Source organism: Acinetobacter sp. NPDC052428, assembly GCF_044547685.1.
GTDB lineage: Bacteria > Pseudomonadota > Gammaproteobacteria > Pseudomonadales > Moraxellaceae > Acinetobacter > Acinetobacter lwoffii_G.
Genome location: NZ_JBIUAT010000012.1, coordinates 1 through 25,898 on the forward strand (window position 1 = coordinate 1; position 25,898 = coordinate 25,898).

Sequence of the window (25,898 nt, forward strand, 5' to 3'; positions counted from 1 at the left end):
GCCCTGTTCCAGCCGCCGGGCACACAGCCAGATGCCCAATCCATCATGTACCAGCACTTTCATGCGATGGCCACGTTTATTACAGAACAGGTAAGCACAATGCGGTTTGATGTAGCCAAAGGCTCTCACCACCTGAGCCATGGTCGTATCCATACCTGCACGCATGTCCATGGGCTGAGTAGACAACCAGATTTCATCAATGCGGATCATGTTGCAAGTGCCTTGAGTAATTCTGCCAAGGCAGGTATTTCTGATGTCTGCCATTTTAGCTGAATATCATTATTCGTATGAGGCACGGTGATACACAACGTGATCCTCTCATCAATAGGTTGGCTGATTGCAGCAGTGTAAGGCAAAGCAATAAATGCTGGATTCACATGAGTAGGATCCTGCACGGCACCCTCATGATGGCTGAAGATCCTGATCCAACGACTGACAAGGTTGGCATTAATACTATGTTGCAGTGCGACCGAAGCGATCGAGGTATTAGGATTTTTGCAGGCATTGACAATACTGAGTTTGAATTCTTTGCTGTATTTTCGGCATTTTTTAGCAACAGGAGGTGTTGCTGAATATATATCCATGTTCATGGATTAAGTCCCCACTTGTTTTTAGGTGGGAACTAAATTAAGGCTTATAGGATCGCTTGGTAAGGCTGTGTTAGCCGGATGCTTACATTGAATCACTTTAAAATCTTGTTCAAATCCGAATTCAGGATTTGAAGTGGCGTACTGACATTATAGCAGAAAATTACACCTAAAAATAAATGAAATGTTATAACATTACAATTAGCTCATTATGATATTAATAATCACATCCACCTCAGTATAGTTCAATTTTTTAATTTGTACTTTTGCTTAGGACTCTTAGGCTTATCAGGAAAGGTGCGTTCAATCACACCGGCTTCTAATGCTGGAGTTAAATAATTTTTTTGGAATGTTGCTCGATGGGACAAGTCTAATAGAGCCATAAGCTCAACTAAGCTATATTCCTTCTGCTCCATCTTCTGGACGAGACGTTTAACTTGATCGCTAACTTGTACGCTAGCTTGAGCGGTATCTTGATCGCTGGCATCAGAACTGAGTATTGCATCTAAAATCATCTGCAAAATAAACTCAATAAAAGGTGCTGAATCTGAGCGATCTGTGCTCGCTTGCAATGCATCGTAATAAGCTTTTTGGTTTTGATAAATCAAGCTTTCTACAGGGATATTGAGAAAAATTGGATTCCACTGGCTTAAGATTAAAGTTTGCCATAAACGTCCCATACGCCCATTGCCATCAGCAAATGAATGTATAAACTCAAACTCATAATGAAATACTGAACTCTGAATCAATGGGTGCTCATTGCCTTCAGCCAACCACTGCAATAATTCTCCCATTAAGCGATGCACTTGATTTGCAGGCGGAGCCATATGCACGACTCGATCCCCTGACATCACACCAACACCGCCATGGCGATACTGTCCAACCTCATCAATCAGTCCTGTCATCAATATTTGATGTGCTTTCAGCAAATGTGTTTCTTGATCAGGGTTCCAATTTTGAATTTCTTCATATGCTTTTAGGGCATTACGGACTTCTTGAACTTCTTTAGGTGGCGCGATAATGGTCTTGCCATTCAGGATCGCTGTGATTTGCTCTGTACTCAAGGTATTCCCTTCGATCGCTAAAGACCCTTGAATCGTTCGGATACGATTTGCTTTTCGCAATTTAAGGCTATCTTGAATTTGGGTTAATGCAGTCAAACGCCCTATTGATTCACTAATTTGTGCAATCAAGTGAATAATTCTAGAGGTGATCGTATAAGGCGGTTGATATCTCATGCCATTCCTCATTGATGTAAAAACAAAGCACAGTTGATTAAACTCTAAAATATTAATATTGCATAGCTTAATGAGTAATATCTGCTATTAACCTGCTTATCTTTTCTGAAACAGTGAGATAACTCATCGCTATTTCTTTTAAAATAAACCTATGCATTCTCGTTAAAATACGTAGGTTTTTTCATTACAGGACAGCATTATGTTTATTCATGCCGACTTCTCACAGCCCGTCATCATCAAGCCAGAGGATTACCATTGGGTGAAATCTCCAGGAGGTGAAGTCGATAGAATGATGCTTGATCGTATTGGCAATGAGAAAGCACGTGCAACTAGTCTTGTGAAATACGCGCCAGAATCTGCCTTTCCTGAACATCAGCATCCTTTGGGTGAAGAAGTCCTTATCTTGTCAGGCATTTTTACAGAGAATGCTGAAGATGATTATCCGGCAGGCTGGTATTTACGTAATCCCCATCATTCAACTCATCAGGTTTCCAGTAAAGCTGGTTGTTTAATCTTTGTGAAACTGATGCAAATGACCGAACATGAGATAGAGCCCACCCGAATTAATACCAATGATCCAGCGAATTGGAAGCTTACTAAACATCGGATGAGATGCCCGTTATTTCAATCGGAACATGAACAGACCTATTTAGAAAAGCTAAAACCTGCTCAGATTTTCGAAGAGAAATCAGAACAAGGGATTGAAGTGCTAATTATCAAAGGTCAATTATTTTGCGGCACTGAAATATATCCCGCAGGTTCATGGGTCCGTCTTCCCATCAATAGTGCGGCTAAATTTCAGGCAGGTCCATCAGGTGCAACGCTTTATGTCAAAACTGATCATCTACAACATGCCATAGATGTGTGGGTGAAATGAACAATAATGTGTTTCAAAAATGAAGCTGTCTCGTGTCTAGAATACTTGGAGCAGTCCACTTACCACTTTTAAAACCCATACAAAATGTAATGATATATCACTACATTTCTGATCTTTATTTTTTCATGTATGATCGACTAAGACAAATTCAGGGATAAGGTTATGTTTGAAACTATTGATGATTTAAAGAAAAAATTAGATCAACATCGCCCTCTCTCTCCGTCAATTGTCAAAAATTTACAAGAAGATCTTATTATCCGCTGGACCTATCATTCCAATGCAATTGAAGGTAATACCCTCACCCTGCTAGAAACAAAAGTAGTACTCGAAGGTATTACTGTTGGTGGAAAGGCATTAAGAGAACACTTCGAAGCGATCAACCATAGAAATGCAATTTACTATGTTGAAGATATCATTCGGAAAGAGGAGCCTTTTTCTGAATGGCAAATTCGTAATATCCATCAACTCATTTTAAAAAATATTGATGATGATAATGCTGGCCGCTATCGTCAACAAAATGTCCTAATCTCTGGTGCTACGTCTACCCCACCTGATTACACTTTATTAAACGACAAGATGGCTCAATTAATCGACTGGTATAATAACGACGCATACAAATTTCATCCTATCGAACGTGCAGCCAAAGTACACGCTGATTTTGTAGGTATCCATCCATTCATTGATGGCAATGGCCGTACATCACGTCTATTGATGAACCTCGAATTGATTAAAGCTGGTTATCCACCTTGTGTCATCACAGTTGAAAATCGTTTGGCTTATTATGAAGCTCTTGATCAGTGGATGGCTTACGGAAAAACTGAAGCTTTTATTCAATTGGTTTCGGATGCTGTACTTGAAGGATTTAAACCATATCAAGTGGTTTTAGGTCTTTAACTTACAATTTTATAAATAAAATTTAGATATTAATTTTCATATATCCATTGAGCATTCGGCCATTTTTTCTCATCAATAGATTGCTCAACACAACCAATAATTTCGCGTGAAATGATCCTAATATGCTTGGGAATATTTCTTGTAGAGTGCGTTGCTAAAGTAATCACACGAGAAAATGAGGGGTCTAAAATTAGAGTAACTTTAATTAATTCTGCCCTAAACTCATTTATTACAGAAACTAGGGGTAAGATTGTATAACCAAAGTCCTGGATAACTAGCTGTTTTTGTATATTCAAATCATCCAACGCTAAAAAAGCCCCATCGAACCTTTACGGCTGAATTTAAACATCAACTTATTCAGCAATGCCAGCAGCGGGACGAAAGAACTGGCTATTTGCAGGTTCACTGCGCAGTGGTCAACGAGCTGCAAACATCATGACCCTGATCCAGTCAGCAAAGCTGAATGGGCTGGATCCGTATGCCTATTTAAGTGATGTTCTGAAAAGGCTGCCGACACATAAAGTGACCCAGATTGAAGAATTATTGCCACACCGCTGGAAATCCGACCAAAATTAAAAAATAGGCATGGGATTCAGCGGACGCTTACGATTCAATGCACTAAATCTAATTTGGGGCAAAATTGGGTCAATGAATTTTTTTATTCAACAAAAGAGCTTTAAAATGAATGAGTTAGGTTTTGAGTTCAATTGACGCCACCTCCACCAAAATTCTTGTTATAAATCAGCCACTTATCTAAGTGGCTTTTTTATTACCTAAACTTTATAAGCGATTTAAAAGATCAAATCAAAACTAGAACGAATACGCTCGATTAATAAATGCTTCGACTCTGACAAATGAGTGTTTTTACGAACCATCAATTGGGTCTGAGCCGTATTGCACAGCTCGGAATCAAGAGTTAAGGCAACGGCCTGACCTTCTTTTACTGCATCTGCAATATCTGCATAGCGCATGGCGGAAATCCCATGTCCAGCCACCACATAATTTTTTAAGGCATAAATAGAATTGGTGGTCAGGCTAATATTCAGGTTCACTTGTAAGCGCACCATTTCACTGTCGAGTAGCTGACGAAAACCATGCCCCACAGGCATTAAGGCAAATTTATAGGCTGAAATTTCAGATAGGCAAATGCGATGCTTGAGCTTGGCAAGAGGATGATCGGCAGGAACAGCTAGAATAAAAGGTTCTGTTTTATGGGCAATGGTGCTGATGTCTGTATGAAATGGGGGGTTATACGCAAGTCCAATATGCGCTAGGCTGTCCACGATATGTCGTACTACATGCTGGGCACTCATTAATTCTAACTGGATTTCAAGATTTGGATATTTATGGTGCACATGTCGAAGTACATCATAAATCATGTGTTGCATATAACTTTCACTTGAAACAATGTTCACTTTGCCAAGTTGAGAAGATTGCAGCTGAAATAAACTGTCAAATAATTCATTTTCACGATTCTTATTTTCCTTAAAATACTCAAGTACCAGATAGGCGGCTTCAGTCGGAATAATATGCCGTCCCTTACGTTTGAACAGGTTTATTTTTAATTCTGATTCAAAGAGTTGAATTTGTCGGCTCATGGCGGACTGTTCAATATTCAGGATATCTGCCGCTTTGCGCATCGAGCCAAACATCATCACCGTATAGAAATAACGCAAACGCTTTTCATTGATTCCGTTCAGTGGCGCAAGGAATTGCAAGTTTCTGTCCATAAAAACTCTGATGCTTTTAAAGCATCAGTATGCCTAATAAATTACATTGTTATCAAGTCAGGAGCATGCTTACATTGTTTTTGAACAATAAGAAGATCTAGATAAAAAGGAGTTTTAGATGGATTTAATGACCTCCCGTCAACAACGGTTAGACCAGATTTACAAGAAAGTGAGCTGGCGCCTGCTGCCATTTTTATTGCTATGTTATTTCTTTGCTTATCTGGATCGGATCAATATCGGATTTGCCAAGTTGCAAATGCAGCAGGAATTGGGTTTTAACGATGCAATTTATGGCATGGCAGCCGGCATATTCTTTTTAGGTTATGTGCTGTTTGAAGTGCCAACCAACCTGTATTTTGAAAAAGTCGGCGCCAGAAAAACCATTACCCGCATCATGATTTTGTGGGGCCTGACCTCCATGTCGATGCTATTTGTCACCACCCCGCAGATGTTCTATGTCTTGCGCTTTTTACTAGGTGTATTCGAAGCCGGTTTTGCCCCGGGCATGATTTTCTATCTGACCTATTGGTATTCCGGTGCACGCATGGCACGTGTGATGGCGATCGTCATGCTGGCCGGGCCACTCGCTGGTATGTTAGGTGCACCATTATCCACGCAAATCATGAGTACTTTTCATCAGATTTATAATCTTTCTGGCTGGCAATGGTTATTTTTATTGGAAGCTGTGCCAACCGTGCTGTTGGGCTGCGTAGCATACTTTTATTTAACCGATCATCCTTCACAAGCAAAATGGCTGTCTCAAGAGGACAAAGCCTTATTGGTAAAAGAAATTTCACAGCATCAGTCTGCAACTGGTCATAGCAATTTTAAAGCGGTGTTGAAGGATCCCTGGATCTATTTCATGGCCTTGGCCTACTTCACCATTATCTGTGGGATCTATGCGATTGGTTTCTGGCTGCCATCTTTATTGAAATCGGGCGGTATCCAGAATTTGCAGATGATTGGCTGGCTGGTGGCGATTCCATATTTATGCGGTGCAATTTTCATGATCATTTTTGCCCGCAGCTCGGACAAATGGCAGGAACGGAAATGGCATTGTGTAGTGCCTACGGTATTGGCCGGAGTCAGCTTGATGTTGTCGGTGATCAGTGCGAATTTCCTGCTGTCCTTTATTGCGATCTGTACCGCAACGGCCTTTATGTTTAGTGCCTATACCATTTTCTGGTCGATTCCATCGAAATACTTAAGCGGTAGTGCGGCAGCAGGCGGAATTGCCCTGATTAACAGTATCGGATTACTCGGTGGTTTTGTCAGTCCAAATATTATGGGCATGGCGCAGTCAATGACCGGTTCCATGCTGGCAGGCTGGTTCACGATTGCTGTGATCATGATGCTCGGAGGCACTTTCCTGATCTATGCCTTCAGACTGAAAAAGCAAGTTGTTTCCCAGCAAGTAACACGCGCTGCCTTAATCGTCGATAAATAATCAATCATGCAGCATAGGAAGGATTCAAGATATGAAGAAAATCATCATTGCGGGCTTTCAACATGAAACCAATACCTTTGCCCCGACCAAAGCAAGATATGTGGATTTTGTCCAGGGCGGGGGATTTCCTCCGCTTAGCCGCGGCGCAGATGTCCTGAAATTTCGGGAACAGAACATTCCGATTGGCGGTTTTATTCAACAAGCAGAACAATTCGGTTATCAACTTTTGCCGGTAATCTGGGCTGGCACTTCACCTTCAGCGCATGTAGAGCAGGACACTTACCAACGGATCTGTGATGAAATTATTGCAAGCATCCAGCAGCATCCGGCAGATGCGGTGTATCTGGATCTGCATGGTGCCATGGTTAGTGAACAGGTGGATGATGGTGAAGGGGAATTGTTAAGACGGGTTCGTGAAGCAGTCGGGTCGGACATTCCGGTAATTGCCAGTCTGGATTTCCATGCCAATGTCACGCAAGCGATGTTTGCTCATAGTGATGCATTGATTTGCTATCGGACTTATCCGCATGTAGATATGGCCCAAACTGGACAACGCTGTGCCCAACTGCTGAATCAAATATTCGAGGGCAAAAAACTGTATAAGAAAATGTACAAGCTACCGTTTTTGATTGCGTTGAATGCACAATGTACCGAGCTGGAACCTACCCAGTCTTGTATGAATTTACTCGAACAGCTAGAACAAAATAATCCTGTCCAGATGAATTTTACGCCGGGTTTTCCGGCGGCAGATTTTGAGGAATGTGGCGGTTGTATCTGGGGCTATAGTGAAAACGCTGAGCAGTTAGATCAGGCCATGCAACGCTATATCGACCATGTGCTGCAACAAGAAGCGCATTGGAATATGGATTTTTTATCACCAGATCATGCCGTGCTGCAGGCACTTCAACTTTATCAACAGCATCATTCGACCAGACCCGTGGTGATTGCAGATACTCAGGATAATCCGGGAGCCGGTGGTGATTCGAATACGACCGGGATGCTATCGGCGCTACATCGACATCAGGTTAAAAATGCACTGATTGGGCTTATTGTTGATCCTGCGGTGGTGCAACAAGCCTATCAGCTTGAGCTTGGTCAGCATTTTTATGCGAAATTGGGCGGAACATCAGGTATTGCGGGGGATGCTCTATTTAGCGCTGAATTTAAAATCAAAGCCTATAGCGATGGGAAATTCAGCTATGGCGGGCCCATGATGCATGGCGTTGAGGCGGATATCGGCCCGAGTGTATTACTGGAAATAGATGGTATTGAAATTGCAGTCAGTTCCTACAAAGCCCAGTTGCTCGATCGTAAGATGTTTAGAATTTTTGGTGTTGTGCCTGAAGATAAATCGATTATCGTGGTGAAAAGCTCGGTACATTTTCGTGCAGATTTTCAGGACATGGCTGCTGCCATTTTGGTCGCGAAAGCGCCTGGTGCCATGAAAGCAGACCCGAATGACCTGCCTTGGCAAAAGATTGATCCTGATAGACGACTCGTGCCGATGGGCGAAAGTCTGGCGCAACGTGATCAGCCATTGCGTCGTACTGTTTAACATTTAACTAATATCCAATTAACACCCAAACGATTGAACAGGCTAGATCCATCACGATCAAGCCTGTTTTTTTTGATCACATCTCCATTTCCTTAAACTCAATACAATTTTCTGGTACCTGATCCCGCGTCTGAATCTGCCAAAGATGGACTAGTCTGATATCAAACAGGGCTAGCTAAAAAAAAGCGGACAGGAATTCAACATTCTTTTCAAACTCAACAAAATACCTATAATTCCAATTAGAAACTTGTTGTAAATTAAACCTTAGGAAAAAAACAAATACAGTTTTGACTTTCTTATTTTAAATTAGACGAATCAATCGGAGATTCTCATTGCGCGCTGCCCGCTATAAAATTTTGCTCATTATCGTATTGCTATTGGCAGTAGGGTTTGCTCTATTTCGCTGGTGGCAGGGGCCTGTAGTGCCTAGTTACACGCTGAGTGCCATGCCGCTAGTACAAAATGTTGTCGCGACCGGACGTGTTGCGACAGTCTCGCGTGCCCAGGTGGGTAGTGAAATTAGCGGTGTGGTTCTGCAACGTCTGGTGCAGGAAGGCGATCAGGTTAAACCAGGTGATCTGCTGGTGGTATTGAATTCGGATGAATTGCTGGCCCAAGTCAGACAGGCCGAGCTGGCATTGACTGAATTGGCAAGCAGCCGACGGCCACAGGCTGCAGCAGAACTGGCCAGTGCCAAAGCCCAGCTGGAGCAGGCCAGCCGAGAAGCAGCACGTAGACGTAATGCAGAAGCCGGCATCCTGTCGAGGGAAGAAGTCGAACAGGCTGTGGAAGCGGAACGAGTCGCGCGCAATAATTATGAGACAGCCCGGGTAAAAGCAACAGCATTGGCTGCGGGTCAAGTCGAAGAAGCATCGCTTCGGGAACAGCTGGCGGTGGCACAGGCTCAACTGGCCAAAACCAAGATTCGGGCTGCGGTCGCCGGTACATTATTGACACGCGATGTCGAGCCGGGTGATCTGGTTCAGCCGGGACAAACTTTATTTACCATTGCGTTAACAGGGAATACAGAAATCCGGGTACCGCTAGATGAGCGGAATTTACCGCAACTGGCCTTGCAGCAAAATGCCACCGTGATTAGCGATGCCTATCCGGATCAGTCTTTCCCGGCCCGGATCAATTTTATTGCACCAAGTATCGATCCACAGCGAGGTACGGTAGAAGTCAGGTTAACTGTCAATCCCGTACCAGATTTTCTGCGTCAGGACATGACGGTATCGGTGAATGTCGAGACGGCCAAACGAGCACGGGCTCTGGCTATTCCGAATGATGCTTTAAGCAGTATCAAGGGAGATAAAGCCGTGGTCTTAATGGTACGTGATGGAAAAATACAGCGTCAGCAGATTACTTTGGGCTTGCGTGGCCTGGCCATGTCGGAAGTGAAATCCGGGTTGAGCGAGGGCGATCAGGTGCTGGCAGATGCGGAATCTTCATTGGAAGATGGCACCAGAGTTCGCTTAAAACCACAACAGAGTTCATTGCAGAATTCTGCTGATATGGCCAATAGCAAAAATGAATTACCGGTGAACTTCGATTGAAAAATTTATTCGGGCGGCTCTGGATCGAATGGAAAATCGCGGTCAGTTTTTTGCGCGAGGGTCGCGCGCAGTCCATCATGATTACCATCGGGGTTGCCGTGGGCGTAGCGGTGATCGTCTTTATCACCGCTTTGATTCAGGGGCTGCAAGCCAATATTGTCGAACGAACCTTAGGTACACAGGCACATATTCGTCTGTTGTCACCGGATGAAGTCAACCGGATTGTGTCACCTCCCGCCGGGACCGTGCAATTATTGCAGGAAGACAAACGGGCACAGCGCCTGCGTTCGATCAACAATTGGCAACAGATTACTGAAACGCTGGATCAGTTACCCGTACTGACCGCTGTCTCGCCGGTGGTGTCTGGGCCTGCTTTTGTGCAACGCGGTGATGCGATTGAATCCGTGGCCTTGGTTGGGATGAATTTGGAGCGTTATCAGCAGATCATTCCATTAAAAGAATATTTAACCAGTGGTCAGTTGCGGGTTGGCGCGGATGATGTACTGATCGGCAGTCAATTGGCCAAAGACCTCGGTGTTCAGGTCGGCAGCAAGTTGCGGCTGGATACCGGCCAACAGAATAGTGCCTTGGTGAATATTGCTGGTATTTTTGAGCTGGGCGTGCGCGAACTGGATGCGCGTTATGTCTATCTGGATCTCAAGCAGGCGCAGTCCTTACTCGGTCTGCCGGGTGGCGTAACAGTCATTGATCTGACCATTGCCAATATTTTTGAGGCAGACCAGGTTGCCGCACAAGTCGGACGCCTGACCTCATTAAAAGCCGAAAGCTGGATTGAAACCAATGCACAATTGATGAATGCCATTACTGCACAAAGCCTGTCCACCAATATGATCATTGTCTTTGTCGCAATTTCGGTGGCTTTCGGGATCGCCAGCGTTATGTCCGTTAGTGTGGTGCAGCGCACCCGGGAAATTGGTATTTTGCGGGCGACAGGCGCGACCCAATCGCAAATCCTGAGGGTTTTTCTGTTTCAGGGCGCAATCTTTGGCTTGCTCGGTTCAGTGCTGGGCAGCATAGTCAGTTATGGCTTGGTTTGGGTATTTAATAACTTTGGGCCGGGATTATTCTATATTCCGATATCGATTGAACTGGTGATATTGGCGCTATTGTTGGCAACATTAACAGGCGTACTGGCTGCAGCGGTGCCATCACGCCGGGCTGCGGCACTCGATCCGGTGGAGGCGATTCGTCATGTCTGAGCAATCTCAGGAAGTTCTGCGTCTGGAAGCGCTACGCAAGTCTTATAACATTGGACAGCCCAATGAAGTTGAGGTTTTGCATGGCATTGACCTGCGCATTGATCGCAACGACTTTGCTGCACTTATTGGCCCTTCCGGTTCTGGAAAAAGTACCTTACTGAATATTCTGGGACTGCTGGATAAACCAACGAGTGGCGAGCTGTATTTGTTGGGACAACCTACCAGTGCGATGGATGATACCGGCCGTACGGCGCTGCGCGGCAACAGCATCGGATTTGTATTTCAGTTTCACCATCTGATTCAGGCATTTAGTGCACTGGATAATATTCTCATGCCTTTAATGATGGCGCATGGCAAACCGAATCAGCAGGCAATGCAACGCGCACGTGATTTACTAGCGGCAGTGGGGCTGGAAAAATTTGCTGAACGTAAACCGAATGAATTGTCCGGAGGACAGCAGCAGCGGGTGGCCATTGCTCGGGCCTTGATTACTGAGCCGGCATTATTATTGGCCGATGAACCGACAGGTAATCTGGATACCCAGACCGCGGCTGATATGTTTGAACTGTTTCGTAAAGTGCATCGTGAACGCGACTGCGCCGTACTTTTAGTCACGCATGATCCGCGCCTGTCCGCCACTTGTGATCGCACCATTAATCTGGTCGATGGCCGGATTGAAAGTGATTCGAGCAATCCGCATCAAGATTAAGCTGTACTGTAAGGAGCCAGGAGGGCCAATTTCCTGAAGCGGAAGACAACGGGATTTCTTATTTAAAACTGCCTTTAAATTATTTCCATGCCTGAGATTGAAATAAACGCGTCATTCAAAAAGGATGTACGCGATTGCCTACATCCTTAAATTTTGATGGTTTAATTTTAATGATTCTGTCTTTCAGGTTGATCTAATCATTGAACGCCGGTAAATCATATCTAATCAAAGCGTCAGGATGAAGCCGAACTTTAATGGCACTGCCGCAAGTTTCTATTTCATCCTGTGAATAAGCTTGATCTCAAAGATTCGATCCGATTTTATTGTTCCAGATTACTTCTCAGCATCCAGGCCGTTTTTTCGTGGACTTCCAGTCTTTGCGTGAGAATGTCAGCAGTCGGCTGATCATTGGCTTCTTCAATGATCGAGAAAATACTTCTGGCAGTACGTGCCACAGTTTCATGTGCATCTACCAGTAAACGTATCATTTCTTCAGCTTTAGGCACACCTTCGACTTCTTTAATAGAAGTGAGTTTCACAAACTGTTTATAAGTGCCGGGTGCTGCAAAACCCAAAGCCCGAATACGTTCAGCAATGACGTCCAGCGCATTCCACTGCTCGGTGTATTGAGTCATAAACATGGTGTGCAGGCTATTGAACTGGGGGCCAGTGACATTCCAGTGGAAATTATGGGTCATTAAATACAGGGTATAACTGTCTGCTAAAAGTCTGGATAAACCTTCGACAATTTTGGCGCGATCATCATGCGAAATCCCGATATCAATTTTTATTGCTTTAGATTCTTTTTTAGAAGAGGCCATGCTCTTACTCCTTCAAACTTAACGCGATACGGTGTATTAAAATAAAGTCGGATGTAGTCGAAGCCCGAGCCAAGAGATGAAATGATCTCTATGACTTTGTATTTGATCTGAACAGGCTAAGAGATTTAAGTGGTTATAAGTTATAGATATTAGATCAATATAAAGGCAGGAAGTTTAGTCATTATGTATAAGCAGGGCACGGGATTGTAACTATTTAAATCTGTCAAGTTCTGACCATCTTCAGCGGTAGCATATTAATTTCTCATAGCAAATTGAACTTCTAAAAAAGTCCTAATCATTTCAGGATTGAAACATCGTTTTGGGTTATGACGCTTATTTATGAGCAAGATCACATATCACTACACTAATTTTTTATTTCGAAATATCTCTTTAAGATTTTAATATTTTATTTTAAATAAACAATTTAGATGAAAATCTGAATCATTAGTAAACCCGAAATTTATAAAAAATAACACAATGCTGCCTTAATTAAACAAGGCACTACAAACAATAATAAATCTCTTTCTCAAATGCAGTTATGTTAGGACACAGGCGAAACCAATAACAATATTCCCAGAAAAGCAAAAATGCTTCGAGTCAGCATATTCAGAAGAAATGTAAGGCTGATACAGGATCGGCTGTAGCAGATTGAATCGCGGGATGAGTTTGATTGGTCAAGCCATGCAACATATCAGCTCAAGCGACTTTGAGATAGACCAAAAATATCTGCACTAAACTCAAGCTCAGCAAGGAATACATCATGAAAATTAAGGCAAATAGCCCCGCGACTGGTAAAGACGGTTTAGACAAACAAAATAGCAATAAAAAAAGTGAGCAGCTCGACGCATATCGCAGTGATGCGACCGAGCAGGCACTCACCACCAATCAAGGGGTTAAAATTTCCGACAACCAGAACAGCCTCAAGGCAGGCGTTCGCGGTGCGACCTTGATCGAAGATTTTATTCTTCGGGAAAAAATTACCCATTTTGACCATGAACGAATTCCTGAACGTATTGTGCATGCCCGCGGTGTCGGCGCACATGGCTATTTTGAGGCTTATCCGGGGAATGAAAAACTGACCAAGGCAGGCTTCCTGACCAATACCAGTGTGCAAACGCCAGTATTTGTGCGTTTTTCTACCGTACAGGGCCCGCGTGGTTCAGCAGATACGGTACGTGATATTCGTGGTTTTGCGACCAAGTTTTATACGGATGAAGGTAACTTTGATTTAGTGGCGAATGATGCCCCGGTATTCTTTATTCAGGATGGGATCAAGTTCCCGGATTTCGTGCATGCAGTCAAGCCTGAACCTCAGACCGAGATTCCTACCGGTGCATCTGCACATGATACTTTTTGGGATTTTGTTTCCTTAGTGCCTGAATCTGCACATGCGGTGATGTGGGCCATGTCGGATCGGGGTATTCCGCGTAATTTAAGAGCCATTCAAGGCTTTGGCGTACATACTTTCCGTTTTATCAATGCCGAGAATAAAGCGGTTTTTGTGAAATTCCACTGGACGCCAAAACAGGGTCTCGCCCAACTGGTCTGGGATGAAGCACAAAAACTGGCGGGTAAAGATCCGGATTTCCATCGTCGTGACTTATATGAAGCGATTGCCTCCGGTAACTATCCGGAATGGGAGTTGGGTGTACAGGTCGTTCCAGAAGAAGATGAGATGAAGTACGACTTCGACTTGCTGGATCCAACCAAAATTATTCCGGAAGAACTGGTGCCAGTGACACCGATTGGCAGAATGGTACTGAACCGTAATGTCGATTATTTCTTCGGTGAAACCGAGCAGGTGGCATTCTGTCCGGGACATATCGTACCGGGACTGGATTTTACCAATGATCCGTTATTGCAGGCACGTCTGTTCTCCTATACCGATACTCAGCTCAGCCGTTTAGGTGGCCCGAACTTCCACCAGATTCCAATCAACAAGCCAGTTTGTCCATTCCACAATAACCAGCGTGACGGTCTACATCAGCGTATTGTGCATACCGGTCAAGCCAGTTATGAGCCGAATTCGATTGACAATAACTGGCCGGCTGAAACTCCGTCCGCAGCACAAGGTGGTGGTTTTGAAAGCTATCAGGAGCGTATTGATGGACACAAGATTCGTCAGCGCAGTGAATCTTTCAGTGATCACTTTAGTCAGCCCCGCCTTTTCTATCGCAGTCAGGCACCTCATGAGCAAAAGCATATTGTCGATGCCTATGTCTTCGAGCTGAGCAAGGTGGAACGTAAATATATTCGTGAGCGTGAAGTTCTGGAAGTGCTCTGCAATATCGATTTGGACTTGGCTCAGCAAGTTGCTGATCAATTGGGCATTGAAATTCCGGCAGAGAAAAAGGCAGCAACATTGCCAGATGTGCAGATTTCACCACGCTTATCTTTCGAGGCATTTAAACCTGAAGATATTAAGGCACGCAAAATTGCGCTACTGGTGCACGACAAGGCCAATGAGGCCAGTATCAAAGCTGTTCAAGCCTGGGCAGAATCAGAAGGTGCTGTGGTCGATGTACTGACCCCAAAACCGGGTCCGGTACTGGGTCAGCAAGGCGAGGTGATTCCTTCCGATGGTATGCAAAAAGCAGAGCCATCCATCGCCTATGATGCTGTGGTGATTGCTGACGGTGACAATTACGATGTGGTGATGAAAGATGGTGTAGCGACTCATTATCTACTGGAAGCCTACAAACATTTAAAACCAATCGTGTTCTTGGGCGATAAAGGCAAGCTGATTGAACATTTACGCTTGGTTAGCGATGAAGGAACCTTGGCAAATGGGCAGTTTGCAGCAGTACAAGATAGCTTCAAGACTTTGATCTTGAACCATCGTGTTTGGGCGCGTGAAGCGATTGCGGAAGCAATTCCTGCTTAAACCACCCCTCCTATTATGTTGGAGGGTAGAGGCTCCGGCTTCTATCCTCCCGGTTTTTATATGGACGAAGAGATGGTGAAACCGGATGTCAAAAAGTTGTTGGCACAAGTTCAGCAAGCCAAATGGAGCAGAGAACAGGACATTTATCTCATTGAGCATAATCATTTGCCTTTAGCTGAACTCATGCAGCAACTCTGTTTCAATGAAGAGGAGATTAATGCAAGACGTAAGGTATTAGGATTAACTACACGTTTGAAACAAATGCGTAAGCTTTCTCACTAACTGAAATAACTGACTTTAAAAAAACACAAAAATATTCTCCGAATTTTATGAGGAACCGCATGCATGAACCTCGGTTCAATATTACAAAGATTTGAAACTTCTCCTCTGGAGCTACAAGAAAAAATTCACCACACTTTAATGGAGCTGGTGGAGATTTCCGCTCAAGTGCCTTATCCCGCTTCTGGAGCTACCTTAAAACGCTGGCAGATGCTTAGTCAGGTTTCGGCAAGCAATTTGAGCCTGGGCAAACTGTATGAATCGCATTTAGATGCTTTAGCTATTCTGCATGAACTGAATATTCCGGTAGAACAAAAAGGCTTATGGGCAGTATGGGCGGCAGAAGGCGGTCCCAAACCTTTAACATTGCAAGCAGGAAAGCTAAGCGGAATTAAGCCCTGGTGTTCTGCATCGGTCTGGGTGCAACACGGTCTGCTGACTCACCGTGATGAGCAGCAATATTCACAATTACTGATTCTAGATTTGTCGCAAGAAGGCATTCAGCATCATCAGGATACCTGGCAGGCAGTGGGCATGCAGCATACCTTGACTGCCCGGCTGGAACTGGATCATGTTGAGGTGGAAAAAGTCGCAGCTCCAAATGCCTATCTGGATCGGCCCGGATTCTGGCATGGCGCCGCAGGTGTGGCCGCGTGCTGGTATGGCGCAACCGTGCGTTTGGCTGAATATTTAAGACAGGCAGTATTGTTAAAACCGCATGCCTATAAGGCCATGTATCTCGGTGAAATTAGTCGGGAGCTTTTAGCGACACAGTCCTTATTTTATCAAGTTGCTGCATTGATTGATCAGCAACCGCAACACGCACATGAGTTAAAGATTCGTAGCCTACGTGCTCAGGTGGAAGCGACTGCCTTAAATGTACTAACTCATGTAGGTAAGGCACTTGGTGCTGGGCCGTATTGTGAGCATCCGCATTTCGCTCGGCTTGCAGCAGATCTTCCGGTATTTATTCGTCAAAGTCATGCTGCATTTGACTTGGAGCGGATTGGCGAGCTGACTGCACAGGAGGAACAATTATGGACGTTATAAGACATGAGATTGTAGGGGATCGTGTCATCCATGGTGAAGGCACAAGACTTGAAGAATGGCGTTCCTGTCAGATCCTGCAACAGATGCCGGAATTTGATATTCCTAAGGTTATTCCTCTAGATGCCAGAGTCTGCATCATTGCCCCTCATCCTGATGATGAAATTTTGGGCTGTGGAGGCCTGATTCAGCGTCTGGACAAACTTGGCTATCAGATCATGCTTTTTGCCGTTACCAATGGGACAGCCAGTCATCCCGGCTCTAGTCTGTATACTCCCGAAGAGTTGAACCAGATTCGTCCTGCTGAAACGCGAGCAGCTTTAGAAGCGTTACCTTTAAAACAGAATATCTTGCGGATCGCTTTAGATATTCAAGATGGCAAGGTGGCCGAACAGCGGGATGTGTTGCAACAGCATCTGCAATCTTATCTGCAACCGAATGATGTGTTAATTAGCACATTTGTTCATGATGGACATCCAGATCATGAAATTACGGGGCAGGTCACACAGCAGCTGGCCACTGAACTTCATTTGCCCTGTATTCAGGTCTTGATTTGGGCATGGCATTGGGCAACACCTGGAGATACCAGAATTCCCTGGACCGTCGCTCATCAACTCAAATTAACTGAGGAAGAATTACAATATAAGTCTCGAGCTGCGCGGTGTTTTAAGAGCCAGATCGAGCTTGATCCGACGATAGATCAATCACCGATTCTGCCAGAGCAGGCATTACAACGTATTTTACAGCCCTGGGAGGTGTATCTGTATGAACAGTAAAGCAGCCTATGATCAGGAATATTTCGATGCCTTATATGCACTGAATCAGGGAGATCCCTGGCAATATGAACAGCGTTGGTATGAACAGCGCAAACGGCAGATTTGTCTGGCGATCTTGCCGCACTTGCAGTTTGACTTCGCGATTGAGATTGGTTGCAGTAATGGCATCTTTAGTCAGGAACTGGCGCGGCGGACAAATAGCTTAATGTGTCTGGATGCCAATAATACTGCGATCCATTTGGCGCAGCAGCGTTTACAAGCTTATCCGCATGTACAGGTGTTACAGCGGATCGTGCCAGATGATTTGCCCGAACAGAAATTTCAGCTCATTGTCGTCAGTGAGATTTTATATTATTTGAACCCGATTGCTCTGCAACAGGTGCTGACATGGCTGCATACTGCACTGGAACCGGGCGGATGTATCTTGAGTTGTCATTGGCGCGCGCCAATCTCGGGATTTAGCCTAAATGGTGAAGATGTCCATCAGTATCTCAAAGCGCATTTAAACTATTCCCATCGTTTAAGTTTGCAGGATTCCGATTTTTTGATAGATCTCTGGATGAATTCAGCGCAATCCGTAGCAGAGCAGGAGGGTTTAAGATGAAAAAAATCGGTGTGGTGATTCCGGCCTGTAATGAAGAAGCCTATATTGAACGCTGTCTGTTAGCCTTAAAATCAGCACAAACTTATTTTTTTCAATATTTTAAAACAATAGAAAATCTTCCTGAAATCCAGATTCTCGTGGTCTTGGACCATTGTACTGATAGCACCGCCGTTAAAGTTCAGCAAATGGGCATTCCGGCTATGAGCTGCGACTTCCGAAATGTCGGTAAGGCACGCCATTTGGGGATTCAGCAAATGATCGAGCAGGGCTGTGACTGGATTTGCTGTACCGATGCCGATTCATTCGTACAGTGTGACTGGTTTCAGATGATGTTACAGCATCAACCCACCGATGCGATTTGTGGTGTGGTCGAGCTGGATCAATGGGATCATTTAAGCCGGAAAACCCGTCAGGCTTATCTCCGACATTATCAGGACAGCATGGGACATCGGCATGTTCATGGCGCAAACCTGTGTTTTAAAGCTTCGGCTTATATACAGGTCAATGGGTTTCAGCAACTGGACTGTCATGAAGATGTCGATTTCATCCGTCGTTTAGAAAAAGCTGACGCGCAGATTGTCTGGTCGAATCAGCTGAGAGTCACTACCAGCAGTCGTCTTAGCTCAAAAATTGCTGCAGGTTTTGCCCATTTTCTGCAAAAACTTGAGCTTAAGCAGGCCACGAAAAAACCGATCAGCCTATGCAAATAAAAGCATAAAACTATAAATTTTATACAATCAGATACTTGTAAAAAATCTTAAAATTCGTGTCTAAAAACTATTCCATTTAAATTTATTCTGTTTATAATTCACGCAAATTCAGCCCCACAGACTTATACATTCTAGCTATAAGTCTGTGGGGTTTTTCTATGGATGATCGGTAATGGATGCCTGAGCCTTCTTTTTTGGTAATACAATGTTCAATCAAACACTGCTTTCTCGAATTCAGTCTCCATCACCATATCTATGGCAGAAAATAGCGACTGCGTTGTGCTTCTTTAGCTTGGGCTTTAGTACTGCGGCTTGGGCACCCTTAATTCCATATGCACAGCAGCGCCTGTTATTAAATCATGCTGATTTTGGCCTGTTATTGCTGTGTGCCGGAATCGGTTCAATGCTGGCGATGCCGCTGGCCGGCCGACTGGCCAATGCCTTGGGTTGCCGTACTGTTTTGGCTGTAATTCTCAGTGCATTTTTGTTTATTCTGCCTGCTCTGGCTTATAGTCCGAATCATTTAATGATGGCAATCAGCCTGTTTTTCTTTGGTGCCAGTGCCGGTGCTTTGGGTGTGACTGTCAATATCCAGGCTGCACAGATTGAGAAAAAACTCGGTAAAAGTTTAATGTCGGGTTTTCATGGAGTGTGTAGTTTAGGTGGTCTGGCAGGCGTACTGGGCATGACCATGTTAATGGGACTTGGCTTGGCGCCTTTAACCGGTGCGGTGATTGTCAGTGTAATTTTGCTGCTTATTGCCTTATTTGCTGTTCCTTTTAGCTTGGGTGCTGAGCCAAAAACAGCAGTAGAAGAAACATCATCAGAACAGCCGGTGAAAAAAGCAGCGCCGACCTGGGCAATTTTAGGTATTGGTCTGATCTGTTTTGTGGCTTTCCTTTCGGAAGGTGCAGCTATGGACTGGAGTGGTATTTATCTTGCTACTGAGTTCAGCCTGCCTGCGGCGCAAACCGGTCTGGCTTACAGTTTCTTTGCTGGTTTGATGGTACTGGGACGTTTTAGTGGACACCTGATTATTCAGCAGTTTGGTGAAAAAAATACGATTCTGTTAAGCGCACTATTGGCTGCAACCGGTTTATTAACCGTAGTCTTTGCGCCAGTCTGGCAAGTGGTGTTGGTCGGCTATGCGATTTTAGGTTTAGGTAGTGCCAACATTGTACCGCTGATGTTTTCCCGTGCAGGACGTCAGAAAACTTTGGCTTCACATGTGGCATTGTCTTATGTATCGGTATTTGCTTATACAGGTTCGTTGATTGGGCCAGCATTGGTCGGCTTTGGTAGTGAAATCATCGGATTGAGTCTGGTATTTAGCGTCATTGCGATTGGTCTATTGAGTATTGTGATTTTGAATCATCTCACTGCAGACCCAAGCGAAGTACAACAAAGCGAAGAGATTGTGGCTCCTCTTCAAAACGAAACACCAGCTTAATGCTGGTGTTTTTTTACTTAAAAATTTAGGCATGCATACTGAACTGGTTTGAAGCTCCTGCAGCCACCGGGCGATAGATCCGCAAGCTTTGTGAGTTTTTCAGGTCAGTGATAAACTGATCACGCCAGCGAATAATATCGAAATTTTTCAAGCCTTGGCTTAAATAACGATAGCGCTCTAAACGTTCTGATTTAGACATGCGCAGTGCTTTTTTTAAGGCTTTGGCCATACTGTCATGCTCATAAGGATCGACCAGTAAGGCTTCTTTCATTTGTTCAGCAGCACCGGCATATTTAGATAAAATTAAGACACCTGGATCTAAAGGGTCTTGTGCTGCAATATATTCCTTGGCGACCAGATTCATGCCATCCCGGATCGAATTTACCCAGCAAATATCTGCCTTACGATACAGTTGCATCAAGGCCTCATGGCCCAAGGTGTCATAGCTGCAATCGAAGGGTAACCAGTCTGCTGTGCCATGCTGGCTATTGAGTTCATGTACGGCAGATTTAAATTGCGTATACAGGTTCTTATAGGTTTCTACATCCAGTCGGCACGGGCAGGCAATTTGTAATTGCTGGAATTGATTTTTAAACTCCGGTTGATCTTCCAGCAAGCTCTGCAACGATCCGATTTTCTCCAATAAGCCTTTACTATAATCAATCCGGTCAACTGAAATGATGGTCTTATACGGCTGCACTGTATCCAGATCAAAGGGAAGCTTTTCCAGATGAGTATCTGAGGCCTGATTCTGTAGTTGCACAGGATGTACACCAATCGGATAGCATTTCACATGAATCTTCCGAGATTGATAATTCAGGATTTCATTGTGACGATGCTGCACTTTTAAGGTCTGTTCAAGGAAATTCAGACAGTTTTCCTGATCGCGAGAGGTCTGCAAACCCAGTACATCGTAGTTGGCCAAATGATGTGCCAGATCGCGATGGGCGGCTAAAGTCTGCCAGAGCCTTAGTTCAGGAAAGGGAATATGCAGGAAAAAGCCAATACGGTTACGCATGCCCAGTTTACGGCAATAATGCGCCACGCTTAAAAAATGATAATCATGGATCCAGATAATGTCATGTGGAGATGCCACCTGTTTCAGGTGCTTGGCAAAACGCAAATTGACATCCTGATAGATTTTAAAATCCTGCGGCTGATAATCTACAAGCTGATGCTGGTCGTGCATCAGTGGCCACAACGCATTGTTGGCAAAACCACAATAAAAACCTTGATATTGGGATTCAGTCAATGGACTCGTGTGATATTCAACATTTTGATGCTTCAGGATTTGAAACTTCTGCTCTTTTGTCTGGTCAACTCGGGATCCATTCCAGCCAACCCAGATACCGCCTATATCCTGCAAAGCATCCTGCAATGCCACCGCTAATCCACCTGCCTGTGTATTGTCTGACTTAGGTAGATTTACACGATTTGATAACACTATGAGTTTCGACATGTAATTTCTCCAATAATAATTGTTGTTGTGCTTTCAGTATTTCTAAAAATTCTGCTAGAAAAGCCTGTACTTGAGTCACGTTCTCGAGGCGATGTTGTGCCACGGTGTTGCCTGTACCGACTTTGATAGAGCAGCCTTTGAATGTGTTGATGACTTGAAAACCGGCTTCGTCGGTCAGGTCATCGCCGATAAAAATGGGGTAATGATCATTTAAGTAATATTGCTGAATGATTTGTTGGATAGCTGAACCTTTATTTGCACCTTTGGGCACCAGTTCAAATACAAACTTTCCAGCCTTAAGTTCAAAATTCTGAAAATGGGCGAGACAATCTAAGGCAAATGCATGCACTTGATGCTCTAAATGGGGGTGTTCACGAAAATGCAGGGCGACTGAATAGTCTTTAATTTCTATTCGAGTCTGAGGAATATTATTACTATGCTCTGTAATATAATTTTTTAATAATTCAAACTGTTCAGGATTTAAATCAATCAACTTGCTTAAACGCGATTGATAGCTTAATTCCAGACCATGAGAGCCTGCAATATTCCAGTCAAATGGATAAATAAGTTTTTGGGCTTGTGCAATTGAGCGACCGGTCACTAATACTAGCTGAATATATTGTTGTAACTCTTTTAAAGTATTTAAGGTTTCGCTCTTAATTATACTTTTTGCTGGATCTGGGTGGAATTCAGAAATGGTTCCATCAATATCAAGAAATAAAACAATTTTATGAGAATAAATAATAGGTTTGAGTTGATTTAAAATCACTTGAGGTAATATATAAGAAGATGTAGCAAGTGAATCTTCTAGGTCTTGATCTTCTTTTAGAGTCGACATAAATACTACCTAAGCCTCTGAAGTTAAATTGATTTAAAAGTTAGAATTACCTGAATGGTCATTGCTTTGATTAAATTTATAACATATTTAATTTAACAGACTGGCTTTAAGTGCAGAAACGAAACACTTTTAACAAGTACAGTTACTTTGTAAGATTTAGAAATATTTTGGTAGAAATCCAGTATTGTTAATAAATTTTAAAAATAAATTATGAGGATTTTATATTTTAAGATTTTCTTGGATTGATTGTTTTTCAGGATTTTACATAATAAGATTTATTATTTAATCGTTATTTTTGAATATGTATTTTTTAATTAATTTTTTAGAATATAGTATTTATTATTAATTTATTTTTTTATTTTTAAATATATGAGGGAGATGTAATTTTGAGATCTTTTTAAATAGAATAATCTAAATAAATTTATAAATCAGGTATATATAATTAAAATATTTAACTTAAGTTTATGAAAATTAATAATTTTTAAAATTGGCTAAGCTGTCTTAAAAGAAAAAATACTAATATTGGCTAGAGGGAAATTTCGTATTATCAAATTTTCTTGGGACCAATTGCAGAGCTATACAATTTAAACAGCCTCTTAATTTAGCATCTCAGATTATTTTTTAATTCTTATTGATAAATTTTATCAGAGGATAAAAAATCGGAGAAAGACGAACGCCAGTTCTATGACTAAACTCTGAAAATAACTTGAATATTCTTTTTTTGAATCGAAGCGTAGGTGTTAGATGAAATTGAGCTAAACAGAGAAGAGATGTAAAGGTGTCATTGCAAGGACAGAGCAGATACAAAAGACGGAAAAACAGATCATCAGTGATCTTACATAGGCCAAAAAATTAAGTGATGTTTTAATTAAAAAGAATTTTTCGCTTAAATGCATATGAGCCAATTTAAAATCAGTAAATGATGACAGAAGAGGCAAGAAATAATTTTTTGAAAAAATAATAAAAGAGCAATCAAAGCGGAGAGAAGCTAAGGGTCGTATCATATAAGTAAGTTAAAAAACCAAACTCAGATACAACCCGTCTATTTGCATAAGATAAAAATACTCAGATCTCTCGCCACACTTCATTTTTGTCTTTTAAAGGAATTGTAAAGTTAAAGTCATCATCATTACTGACCAGAAGACTGGTTGGAGTCTGCATGACCACTTTCAAAACAGTACCGGCTTCAAAAATAATAGGGTCGCAGTTTTCTTTTTGTAGAGTCACCGGTTTAAGTAATTCAATTACTGAACTTTCCATAGTTTTTTCCAAAATAAGATTACTTTTCGATAATTAAATCATAGCATGATTTTTGAAAATTTAACTGTTTCTTCAAAAACTGAGAACTTGATCAATGACTTATTCAAATAGGGAGTAGTGCTCTATTTAGATTAAAGATACCTAGAAGACATGCAGTATGTCTGATTTTCATCCTATTCTCGCAGTGCTCAGAAGCATGAAGTTCTTTTACATAAACCCGACAGATAACAGGCATAAAAAAGTCTATCAAAATAACGAAAGGTCAAAAATATTATGATTTTTCTGTTTTTTGATATCGCTCGGCTAAATGATAAAAATCGAGAATATAAGGAAAATCATAACGCAGAGCTGAATGATAAAAATAATTTTCTAGAGACTCGATATCTTTCTATCCTTTTTTACACTAAATTGAAAATTAATGCTTTATAACAGTAAAAATCTAAAATAAGAATAAACTATGCGTCATTTGGATGACCAAGAGACATAAGGAGAACTGGGTCGGCATGTTTAAGTCATTTTTCCCGCAACCCGTCTGGTTTTTTAGCAGCCTGATTTTGTGGTTTATCATTAATCTTGTGCTTTGGCATAGTGGCGGATCAGGATGGGGAACCTATCTGGGTTTTCCTGAAGGTTATTCTGATGAAAAGCTTACAATCGGTATCGGGCGTTTCTGGTCAGCTCAATTCATCTGGTTCTATCTCTGGTATTTCATAGCAACTACGATATTTGCGCTGTTCTGGCAATGGAAAGCCAGACACCGATGGCAGCGCTGGTCGGTCTGGGGCTCGGCATTTATTCTGTTTAATATCTGGTTCGGGGTACAGGTCAATGTCGTATTAAACGAATGGTATAGCCCGTTTTATGATCAGATTCAACAAATGCTCACTAAGGGTGGTGGGGATGTTTCATTGCTGTATCAAGGCGCATTAACCTTTATTTATATTGCGATGGTTTATGTCACTTTAGCGGTATTTAACCTGTTTTTTGTCAGTCATTATGTCTTCCGCTGGCGTACCGCAATGAATGATTATTACACCGCACATTGGGAGCAGTTACGTCATATTGAAGGTGCATCACAACGTATCCAGGAAGATACCATGCGCTTTGCCAAAACCACGGAGCAGTTAAGTGTTTCCTTGATCGAAGCGCTGATGTTGCTGATGGCATTCTTGCCGATCTTATATCAGCTCTCTAGTCATGTGAAAGTTTTACCAATTGTAGGAGAAATACCGCATGCTTTGATGTGGGCCTCGATCGGCTGGGCAGTATTGGGTACGGTTATTTTGATGGTGGTGGGAATGAAGCTGCCCGGACTGGAGTTTAATAACCAGAAGGTTGAGGCAGCCTATCGTAAAGAGCTGGTCTATGGCGAAGATTATGCTGATCGCGCACATCCGCTGACACTCCAAGAACTGTTTAGCCGAGTACGCTGGAATTATTTCCGGTTGTATTTTCACTATGCTTATTTCAACATGGTTCGGATCTGGTACTTGCAGTTAGATAATATTTACGGATTATTTATTCTGTTTCCAAGTATTGCAGCAGGGGCAATTACTCTTGGTTTGATGATGCAAATCCTGAATGTGTTCGGCAAAGTGCGGGAATCTTTCCAGTATCTGATTCTGTCTTGGCCGACGATTATTGAACTGATGTCGATCTATAAACGGTTGAAAGCATTTGAATCACATATTGATTAATTTTTTCTCGTATTATTATCCTGCTTTATCAGCCAAACAGTTTTAGGTTTGGCTTTTTTTATGGCGATTTAGTCTACAAAATCCAATGGAAAATATCGATCTGACCGTTGGTCAGATGACTTAGGTAAATCGTGTCAGAACCTCCTAATATTGGGGTATTCAGACATTTTTTTCTTGTCTAGAATCCTAAGGGCCAGCCAAGATGGTGTTTAATTTCCGGTGGTTTGACGTATAAAAATAACAAGTGTACGTTGAGGAAA

At 42.8% G+C, this 25,898-nt stretch carries 24 protein-coding genes and 1 pseudogene; 16 read left to right on the plus strand and 9 right to left on the minus strand.

Going from position 1 to position 25,898, the window contains the following annotated elements; translation table 11 throughout:
- From tnpB to ACIG3F_RS08460, 3 genes are all read right to left on the minus strand, one after another.
- Positions 1-210 (minus strand): IS66 family insertion sequence element accessory protein TnpB (tnpB, locus tag ACIG3F_RS08450; RefSeq protein ID WP_396469818.1); only part of this gene is annotated, 210 nt, incomplete at its 3' end.
- Complete coding sequence (locus tag ACIG3F_RS08455; protein WP_396469819.1) at positions 207-590, minus strand: transposase; 384 nt, start codon at positions 588-590, stop codon at positions 207-209. The genes ACIG3F_RS08455 and tnpB, both read right to left, overlap by 4 nt.
- Before the next feature lie 242 nt (positions 591-832).
- Complete coding sequence (locus tag ACIG3F_RS08460) at positions 833-1,825, minus strand: Fic family protein (protein WP_396469820.1); 993 nt, start codon at positions 1,823-1,825, stop codon at positions 833-835.
- Between the two features lie 199 nt (positions 1,826-2,024).
- Between ACIG3F_RS08460 and ACIG3F_RS08465 the strand changes: the two genes are divergently transcribed.
- Positions 2,025-2,702: a cupin domain-containing protein gene (locus tag ACIG3F_RS08465; RefSeq protein WP_396469821.1), complete on the plus strand. Its 678-nt coding sequence runs from the start codon at positions 2,025-2,027 to the stop codon at positions 2,700-2,702.
- A gap of 162 nt (positions 2,703-2,864) precedes the next feature.
- Entirely contained in the window at positions 2,865-3,596 is a 732-nt protein-coding gene (locus tag ACIG3F_RS08470) for a Fic family protein (protein ID WP_396469822.1), read from the plus strand.
- A gap of 29 nt (positions 3,597-3,625) precedes the next feature.
- On the opposite strand, the gene ACIG3F_RS08475 is transcribed toward ACIG3F_RS08470, so the two are convergent.
- Entirely contained in the window at positions 3,626-3,901 is a 276-nt protein-coding gene (locus tag ACIG3F_RS08475) for a hypothetical protein (protein WP_396469823.1), read from the minus strand.
- A gap of 64 nt (positions 3,902-3,965) precedes the next feature.
- On the opposite strand from ACIG3F_RS08475, the pseudogene ACIG3F_RS08480 reads away from it, so the two are divergent.
- Positions 3,966-4,172 (plus strand): annotated as a pseudogene (locus ACIG3F_RS08480) (transposase domain-containing protein); the annotation flags it as partial.
- Positions 4,173-4,387: 215 nt separating this feature from the next.
- On the opposite strand, the gene ACIG3F_RS08485 reads toward ACIG3F_RS08480, so the two are convergent.
- A complete protein-coding gene (locus tag ACIG3F_RS08485) occupies positions 4,388-5,326 on the minus strand; it encodes a LysR family transcriptional regulator (protein WP_396469824.1) in 939 nt (312 codons plus the stop codon).
- A 118-nt stretch (positions 5,327-5,444) separates the two neighbouring features.
- Between ACIG3F_RS08485 and ACIG3F_RS08490 the strand changes: the two genes are divergently transcribed.
- From ACIG3F_RS08490 to ACIG3F_RS08510, 5 genes are all read left to right on the plus strand, one after another.
- Positions 5,445-6,773: an MFS transporter gene (locus tag ACIG3F_RS08490; RefSeq protein WP_005251177.1), complete on the plus strand. Its 1,329-nt coding sequence runs from the start codon at positions 5,445-5,447 to the stop codon at positions 6,771-6,773.
- Between the two features lie 31 nt (positions 6,774-6,804).
- Positions 6,805-8,328 (plus strand): M81 family metallopeptidase, encoded by a 1,524-nt coding sequence (locus ACIG3F_RS08495; protein WP_396469825.1) that lies wholly within the window; start codon positions 6,805-6,807, stop codon positions 8,326-8,328.
- A 332-nt stretch (positions 8,329-8,660) separates the two neighbouring features.
- Positions 8,661-9,884 (plus strand): efflux RND transporter periplasmic adaptor subunit, encoded by a 1,224-nt coding sequence (locus ACIG3F_RS08500; RefSeq protein WP_396469826.1) that lies wholly within the window; start codon positions 8,661-8,663, stop codon positions 9,882-9,884.
- Positions 9,881-11,104: an ABC transporter permease gene (locus ACIG3F_RS08505; RefSeq protein ID WP_085064209.1), complete on the plus strand. Its 1,224-nt coding sequence runs from the start codon at positions 9,881-9,883 to the stop codon at positions 11,102-11,104. The genes ACIG3F_RS08500 and ACIG3F_RS08505 overlap by 4 nt, the downstream gene beginning before the upstream one ends.
- On the plus strand, positions 11,097-11,813 hold the full coding sequence (locus ACIG3F_RS08510; protein ID WP_004279331.1) for an ABC transporter ATP-binding protein: 717 nt from the start codon (positions 11,097-11,099) through the stop codon (positions 11,811-11,813). Before ACIG3F_RS08505 ends, ACIG3F_RS08510 begins: the two co-directional genes overlap by 8 nt.
- Before the next feature lie 320 nt (positions 11,814-12,133).
- On the opposite strand, the gene ACIG3F_RS08515 is transcribed toward ACIG3F_RS08510, so the two are convergent.
- Entirely contained in the window at positions 12,134-12,634 is a 501-nt protein-coding gene (locus ACIG3F_RS08515; RefSeq protein WP_396469827.1) for a Dps family protein, read from the minus strand.
- Between the two features lie 760 nt (positions 12,635-13,394).
- On the opposite strand from ACIG3F_RS08515, the gene katE reads away from it, so the two are divergent.
- The 7 genes from katE to ACIG3F_RS08550 all read left to right on the plus strand — a co-directional run bounded on the left by katE (position 13,395) and on the right by ACIG3F_RS08550 (position 20,384).
- Positions 13,395-15,518 (plus strand): catalase HPII, encoded by a 2,124-nt coding sequence (gene katE, locus ACIG3F_RS08520; RefSeq protein WP_396469828.1) that lies wholly within the window; start codon positions 13,395-13,397, stop codon positions 15,516-15,518.
- Between the two features lie 72 nt (positions 15,519-15,590).
- Positions 15,591-15,800 (plus strand): hypothetical protein, encoded by a 210-nt coding sequence (locus tag ACIG3F_RS08525; protein ID WP_278357435.1) that lies wholly within the window; start codon positions 15,591-15,593, stop codon positions 15,798-15,800.
- 63 nt (positions 15,801-15,863) lie between these two features.
- Positions 15,864-16,847 (plus strand): acyl-CoA dehydrogenase, encoded by a 984-nt coding sequence (locus tag ACIG3F_RS08530; RefSeq protein ID WP_396469829.1) that lies wholly within the window; start codon positions 15,864-15,866, stop codon positions 16,845-16,847.
- Positions 16,835-17,620 carry a PIG-L deacetylase family protein gene (locus ACIG3F_RS08535; protein ID WP_396469830.1) on the plus strand — a complete coding sequence of 262 codons (786 nt, stop codon included), beginning with the start codon at positions 16,835-16,837 and terminating at the stop codon, positions 17,618-17,620. Before ACIG3F_RS08530 ends, ACIG3F_RS08535 begins: the two co-directional genes overlap by 13 nt.
- Complete coding sequence (locus ACIG3F_RS08540) at positions 17,610-18,224, plus strand: class I SAM-dependent DNA methyltransferase (RefSeq protein WP_396469831.1); 615 nt, start codon at positions 17,610-17,612, stop codon at positions 18,222-18,224. Before ACIG3F_RS08535 ends, ACIG3F_RS08540 begins: the two co-directional genes overlap by 11 nt.
- Entirely contained in the window at positions 18,221-18,934 is a 714-nt protein-coding gene (locus tag ACIG3F_RS08545; RefSeq protein WP_396469832.1) for a glycosyltransferase, read from the plus strand. The genes ACIG3F_RS08540 and ACIG3F_RS08545 overlap by 4 nt, the downstream gene beginning before the upstream one ends.
- A gap of 205 nt (positions 18,935-19,139) precedes the next feature.
- Positions 19,140-20,384 carry an MFS transporter gene (locus tag ACIG3F_RS08550; RefSeq protein ID WP_338840904.1) on the plus strand — a complete coding sequence of 415 codons (1,245 nt, stop codon included), beginning with the start codon at positions 19,140-19,142 and terminating at the stop codon, positions 20,382-20,384.
- A 25-nt stretch (positions 20,385-20,409) separates the two neighbouring features.
- Here ACIG3F_RS08550 and ACIG3F_RS08555 read toward each other — a convergent pair whose 3' ends face one another.
- The 3 genes from ACIG3F_RS08555 to ACIG3F_RS08565 form a co-directional block, all read right to left on the minus strand.
- Positions 20,410-21,843 carry a trehalose-6-phosphate synthase gene (locus ACIG3F_RS08555; RefSeq protein WP_396469833.1) on the minus strand — a complete coding sequence of 478 codons (1,434 nt, stop codon included), beginning with the start codon at positions 21,841-21,843 and terminating at the stop codon, positions 20,410-20,412.
- A complete protein-coding gene (gene otsB, locus ACIG3F_RS08560) occupies positions 21,800-22,681 on the minus strand; it encodes a trehalose-phosphatase (RefSeq protein WP_396469834.1) in 882 nt (293 codons plus the stop codon). The genes ACIG3F_RS08555 and otsB overlap by 44 nt, the downstream gene beginning before the upstream one ends.
- 1,065 nt (positions 22,682-23,746) lie before the next feature.
- Positions 23,747-23,941, minus strand: coding sequence for a hypothetical protein (locus ACIG3F_RS08565; RefSeq protein WP_004279347.1), 195 nt, complete (start codon positions 23,939-23,941; stop codon positions 23,747-23,749).
- Positions 23,942-24,444: 503 nt separating this feature from the next.
- Here ACIG3F_RS08565 and sbmA point away from each other — a divergent pair.
- Entirely contained in the window at positions 24,445-25,638 is a 1,194-nt protein-coding gene (gene sbmA / locus ACIG3F_RS08570; protein WP_005267165.1) for a peptide antibiotic transporter SbmA, read from the plus strand.
- Positions 25,639-25,898: the final 260 nt, after the last annotated feature.

Excerpts from the sequence above, each read along its gene's own strand:
- sbmA (WP_005267165.1), top strand. The coding sequence starts at position 24,445 with ATGTTTAAGTCATTTTTCCCGCAACCCGTCTGGTTTTTTAGCAGCCTG.
- ACIG3F_RS08465 (WP_396469821.1), top strand. The coding sequence starts at position 2,025 with ATGTTTATTCATGCCGACTTCTCACAGCCCGTCATCATCAAGCCAGAG.
- ACIG3F_RS08545 (WP_396469832.1), top strand. The coding sequence starts at position 18,221 with ATGAAAAAAATCGGTGTGGTGATTCCGGCCTGTAATGAAGAAGCCTAT.
- ACIG3F_RS08535 (WP_396469830.1), top strand. The coding sequence starts at position 16,835 with ATGGACGTTATAAGACATGAGATTGTAGGGGATCGTGTCATCCATGGT.
- ACIG3F_RS08510 (WP_004279331.1), top strand. The coding sequence starts at position 11,097 with ATGTCTGAGCAATCTCAGGAAGTTCTGCGTCTGGAAGCGCTACGCAAG.
- ACIG3F_RS08555 (WP_396469833.1), bottom strand. The coding sequence starts at position 21,843 with ATGTCGAAACTCATAGTGTTATCAAATCGTGTAAATCTACCTAAGTCA.
- katE (WP_396469828.1), top strand. The coding sequence starts at position 13,395 with ATGAAAATTAAGGCAAATAGCCCCGCGACTGGTAAAGACGGTTTAGAC.
- ACIG3F_RS08460 (WP_396469820.1), bottom strand. The coding sequence starts at position 1,825 with ATGAGATATCAACCGCCTTATACGATCACCTCTAGAATTATTCACTTG.
- otsB (WP_396469834.1), bottom strand. The coding sequence starts at position 22,681 with ATGTCGACTCTAAAAGAAGATCAAGACCTAGAAGATTCACTTGCTACA.
- ACIG3F_RS08525 (WP_278357435.1), top strand. The coding sequence starts at position 15,591 with ATGGTGAAACCGGATGTCAAAAAGTTGTTGGCACAAGTTCAGCAAGCC.
- ACIG3F_RS08530 (WP_396469829.1), top strand. The coding sequence starts at position 15,864 with ATGAACCTCGGTTCAATATTACAAAGATTTGAAACTTCTCCTCTGGAG.
- ACIG3F_RS08495 (WP_396469825.1), top strand. The coding sequence starts at position 6,805 with ATGAAGAAAATCATCATTGCGGGCTTTCAACATGAAACCAATACCTTT.
- ACIG3F_RS08515 (WP_396469827.1), bottom strand. The coding sequence starts at position 12,634 with ATGGCCTCTTCTAAAAAAGAATCTAAAGCAATAAAAATTGATATCGGG.
- ACIG3F_RS08455 (WP_396469819.1), bottom strand. The coding sequence starts at position 590 with ATGAACATGGATATATATTCAGCAACACCTCCTGTTGCTAAAAAATGC.
- ACIG3F_RS08490 (WP_005251177.1), top strand. The coding sequence starts at position 5,445 with ATGGATTTAATGACCTCCCGTCAACAACGGTTAGACCAGATTTACAAG.
- ACIG3F_RS08485 (WP_396469824.1), bottom strand. The coding sequence starts at position 5,326 with ATGGACAGAAACTTGCAATTCCTTGCGCCACTGAACGGAATCAATGAA.
- ACIG3F_RS08565 (WP_004279347.1), bottom strand. The coding sequence starts at position 23,941 with ATGGAAAGTTCAGTAATTGAATTACTTAAACCGGTGACTCTACAAAAA.
- ACIG3F_RS08540 (WP_396469831.1), top strand. The coding sequence starts at position 17,610 with ATGAACAGTAAAGCAGCCTATGATCAGGAATATTTCGATGCCTTATAT.
- ACIG3F_RS08550 (WP_338840904.1), top strand. The coding sequence starts at position 19,140 with ATGTTCAATCAAACACTGCTTTCTCGAATTCAGTCTCCATCACCATAT.
- ACIG3F_RS08470 (WP_396469822.1), top strand. The coding sequence starts at position 2,865 with ATGTTTGAAACTATTGATGATTTAAAGAAAAAATTAGATCAACATCGC.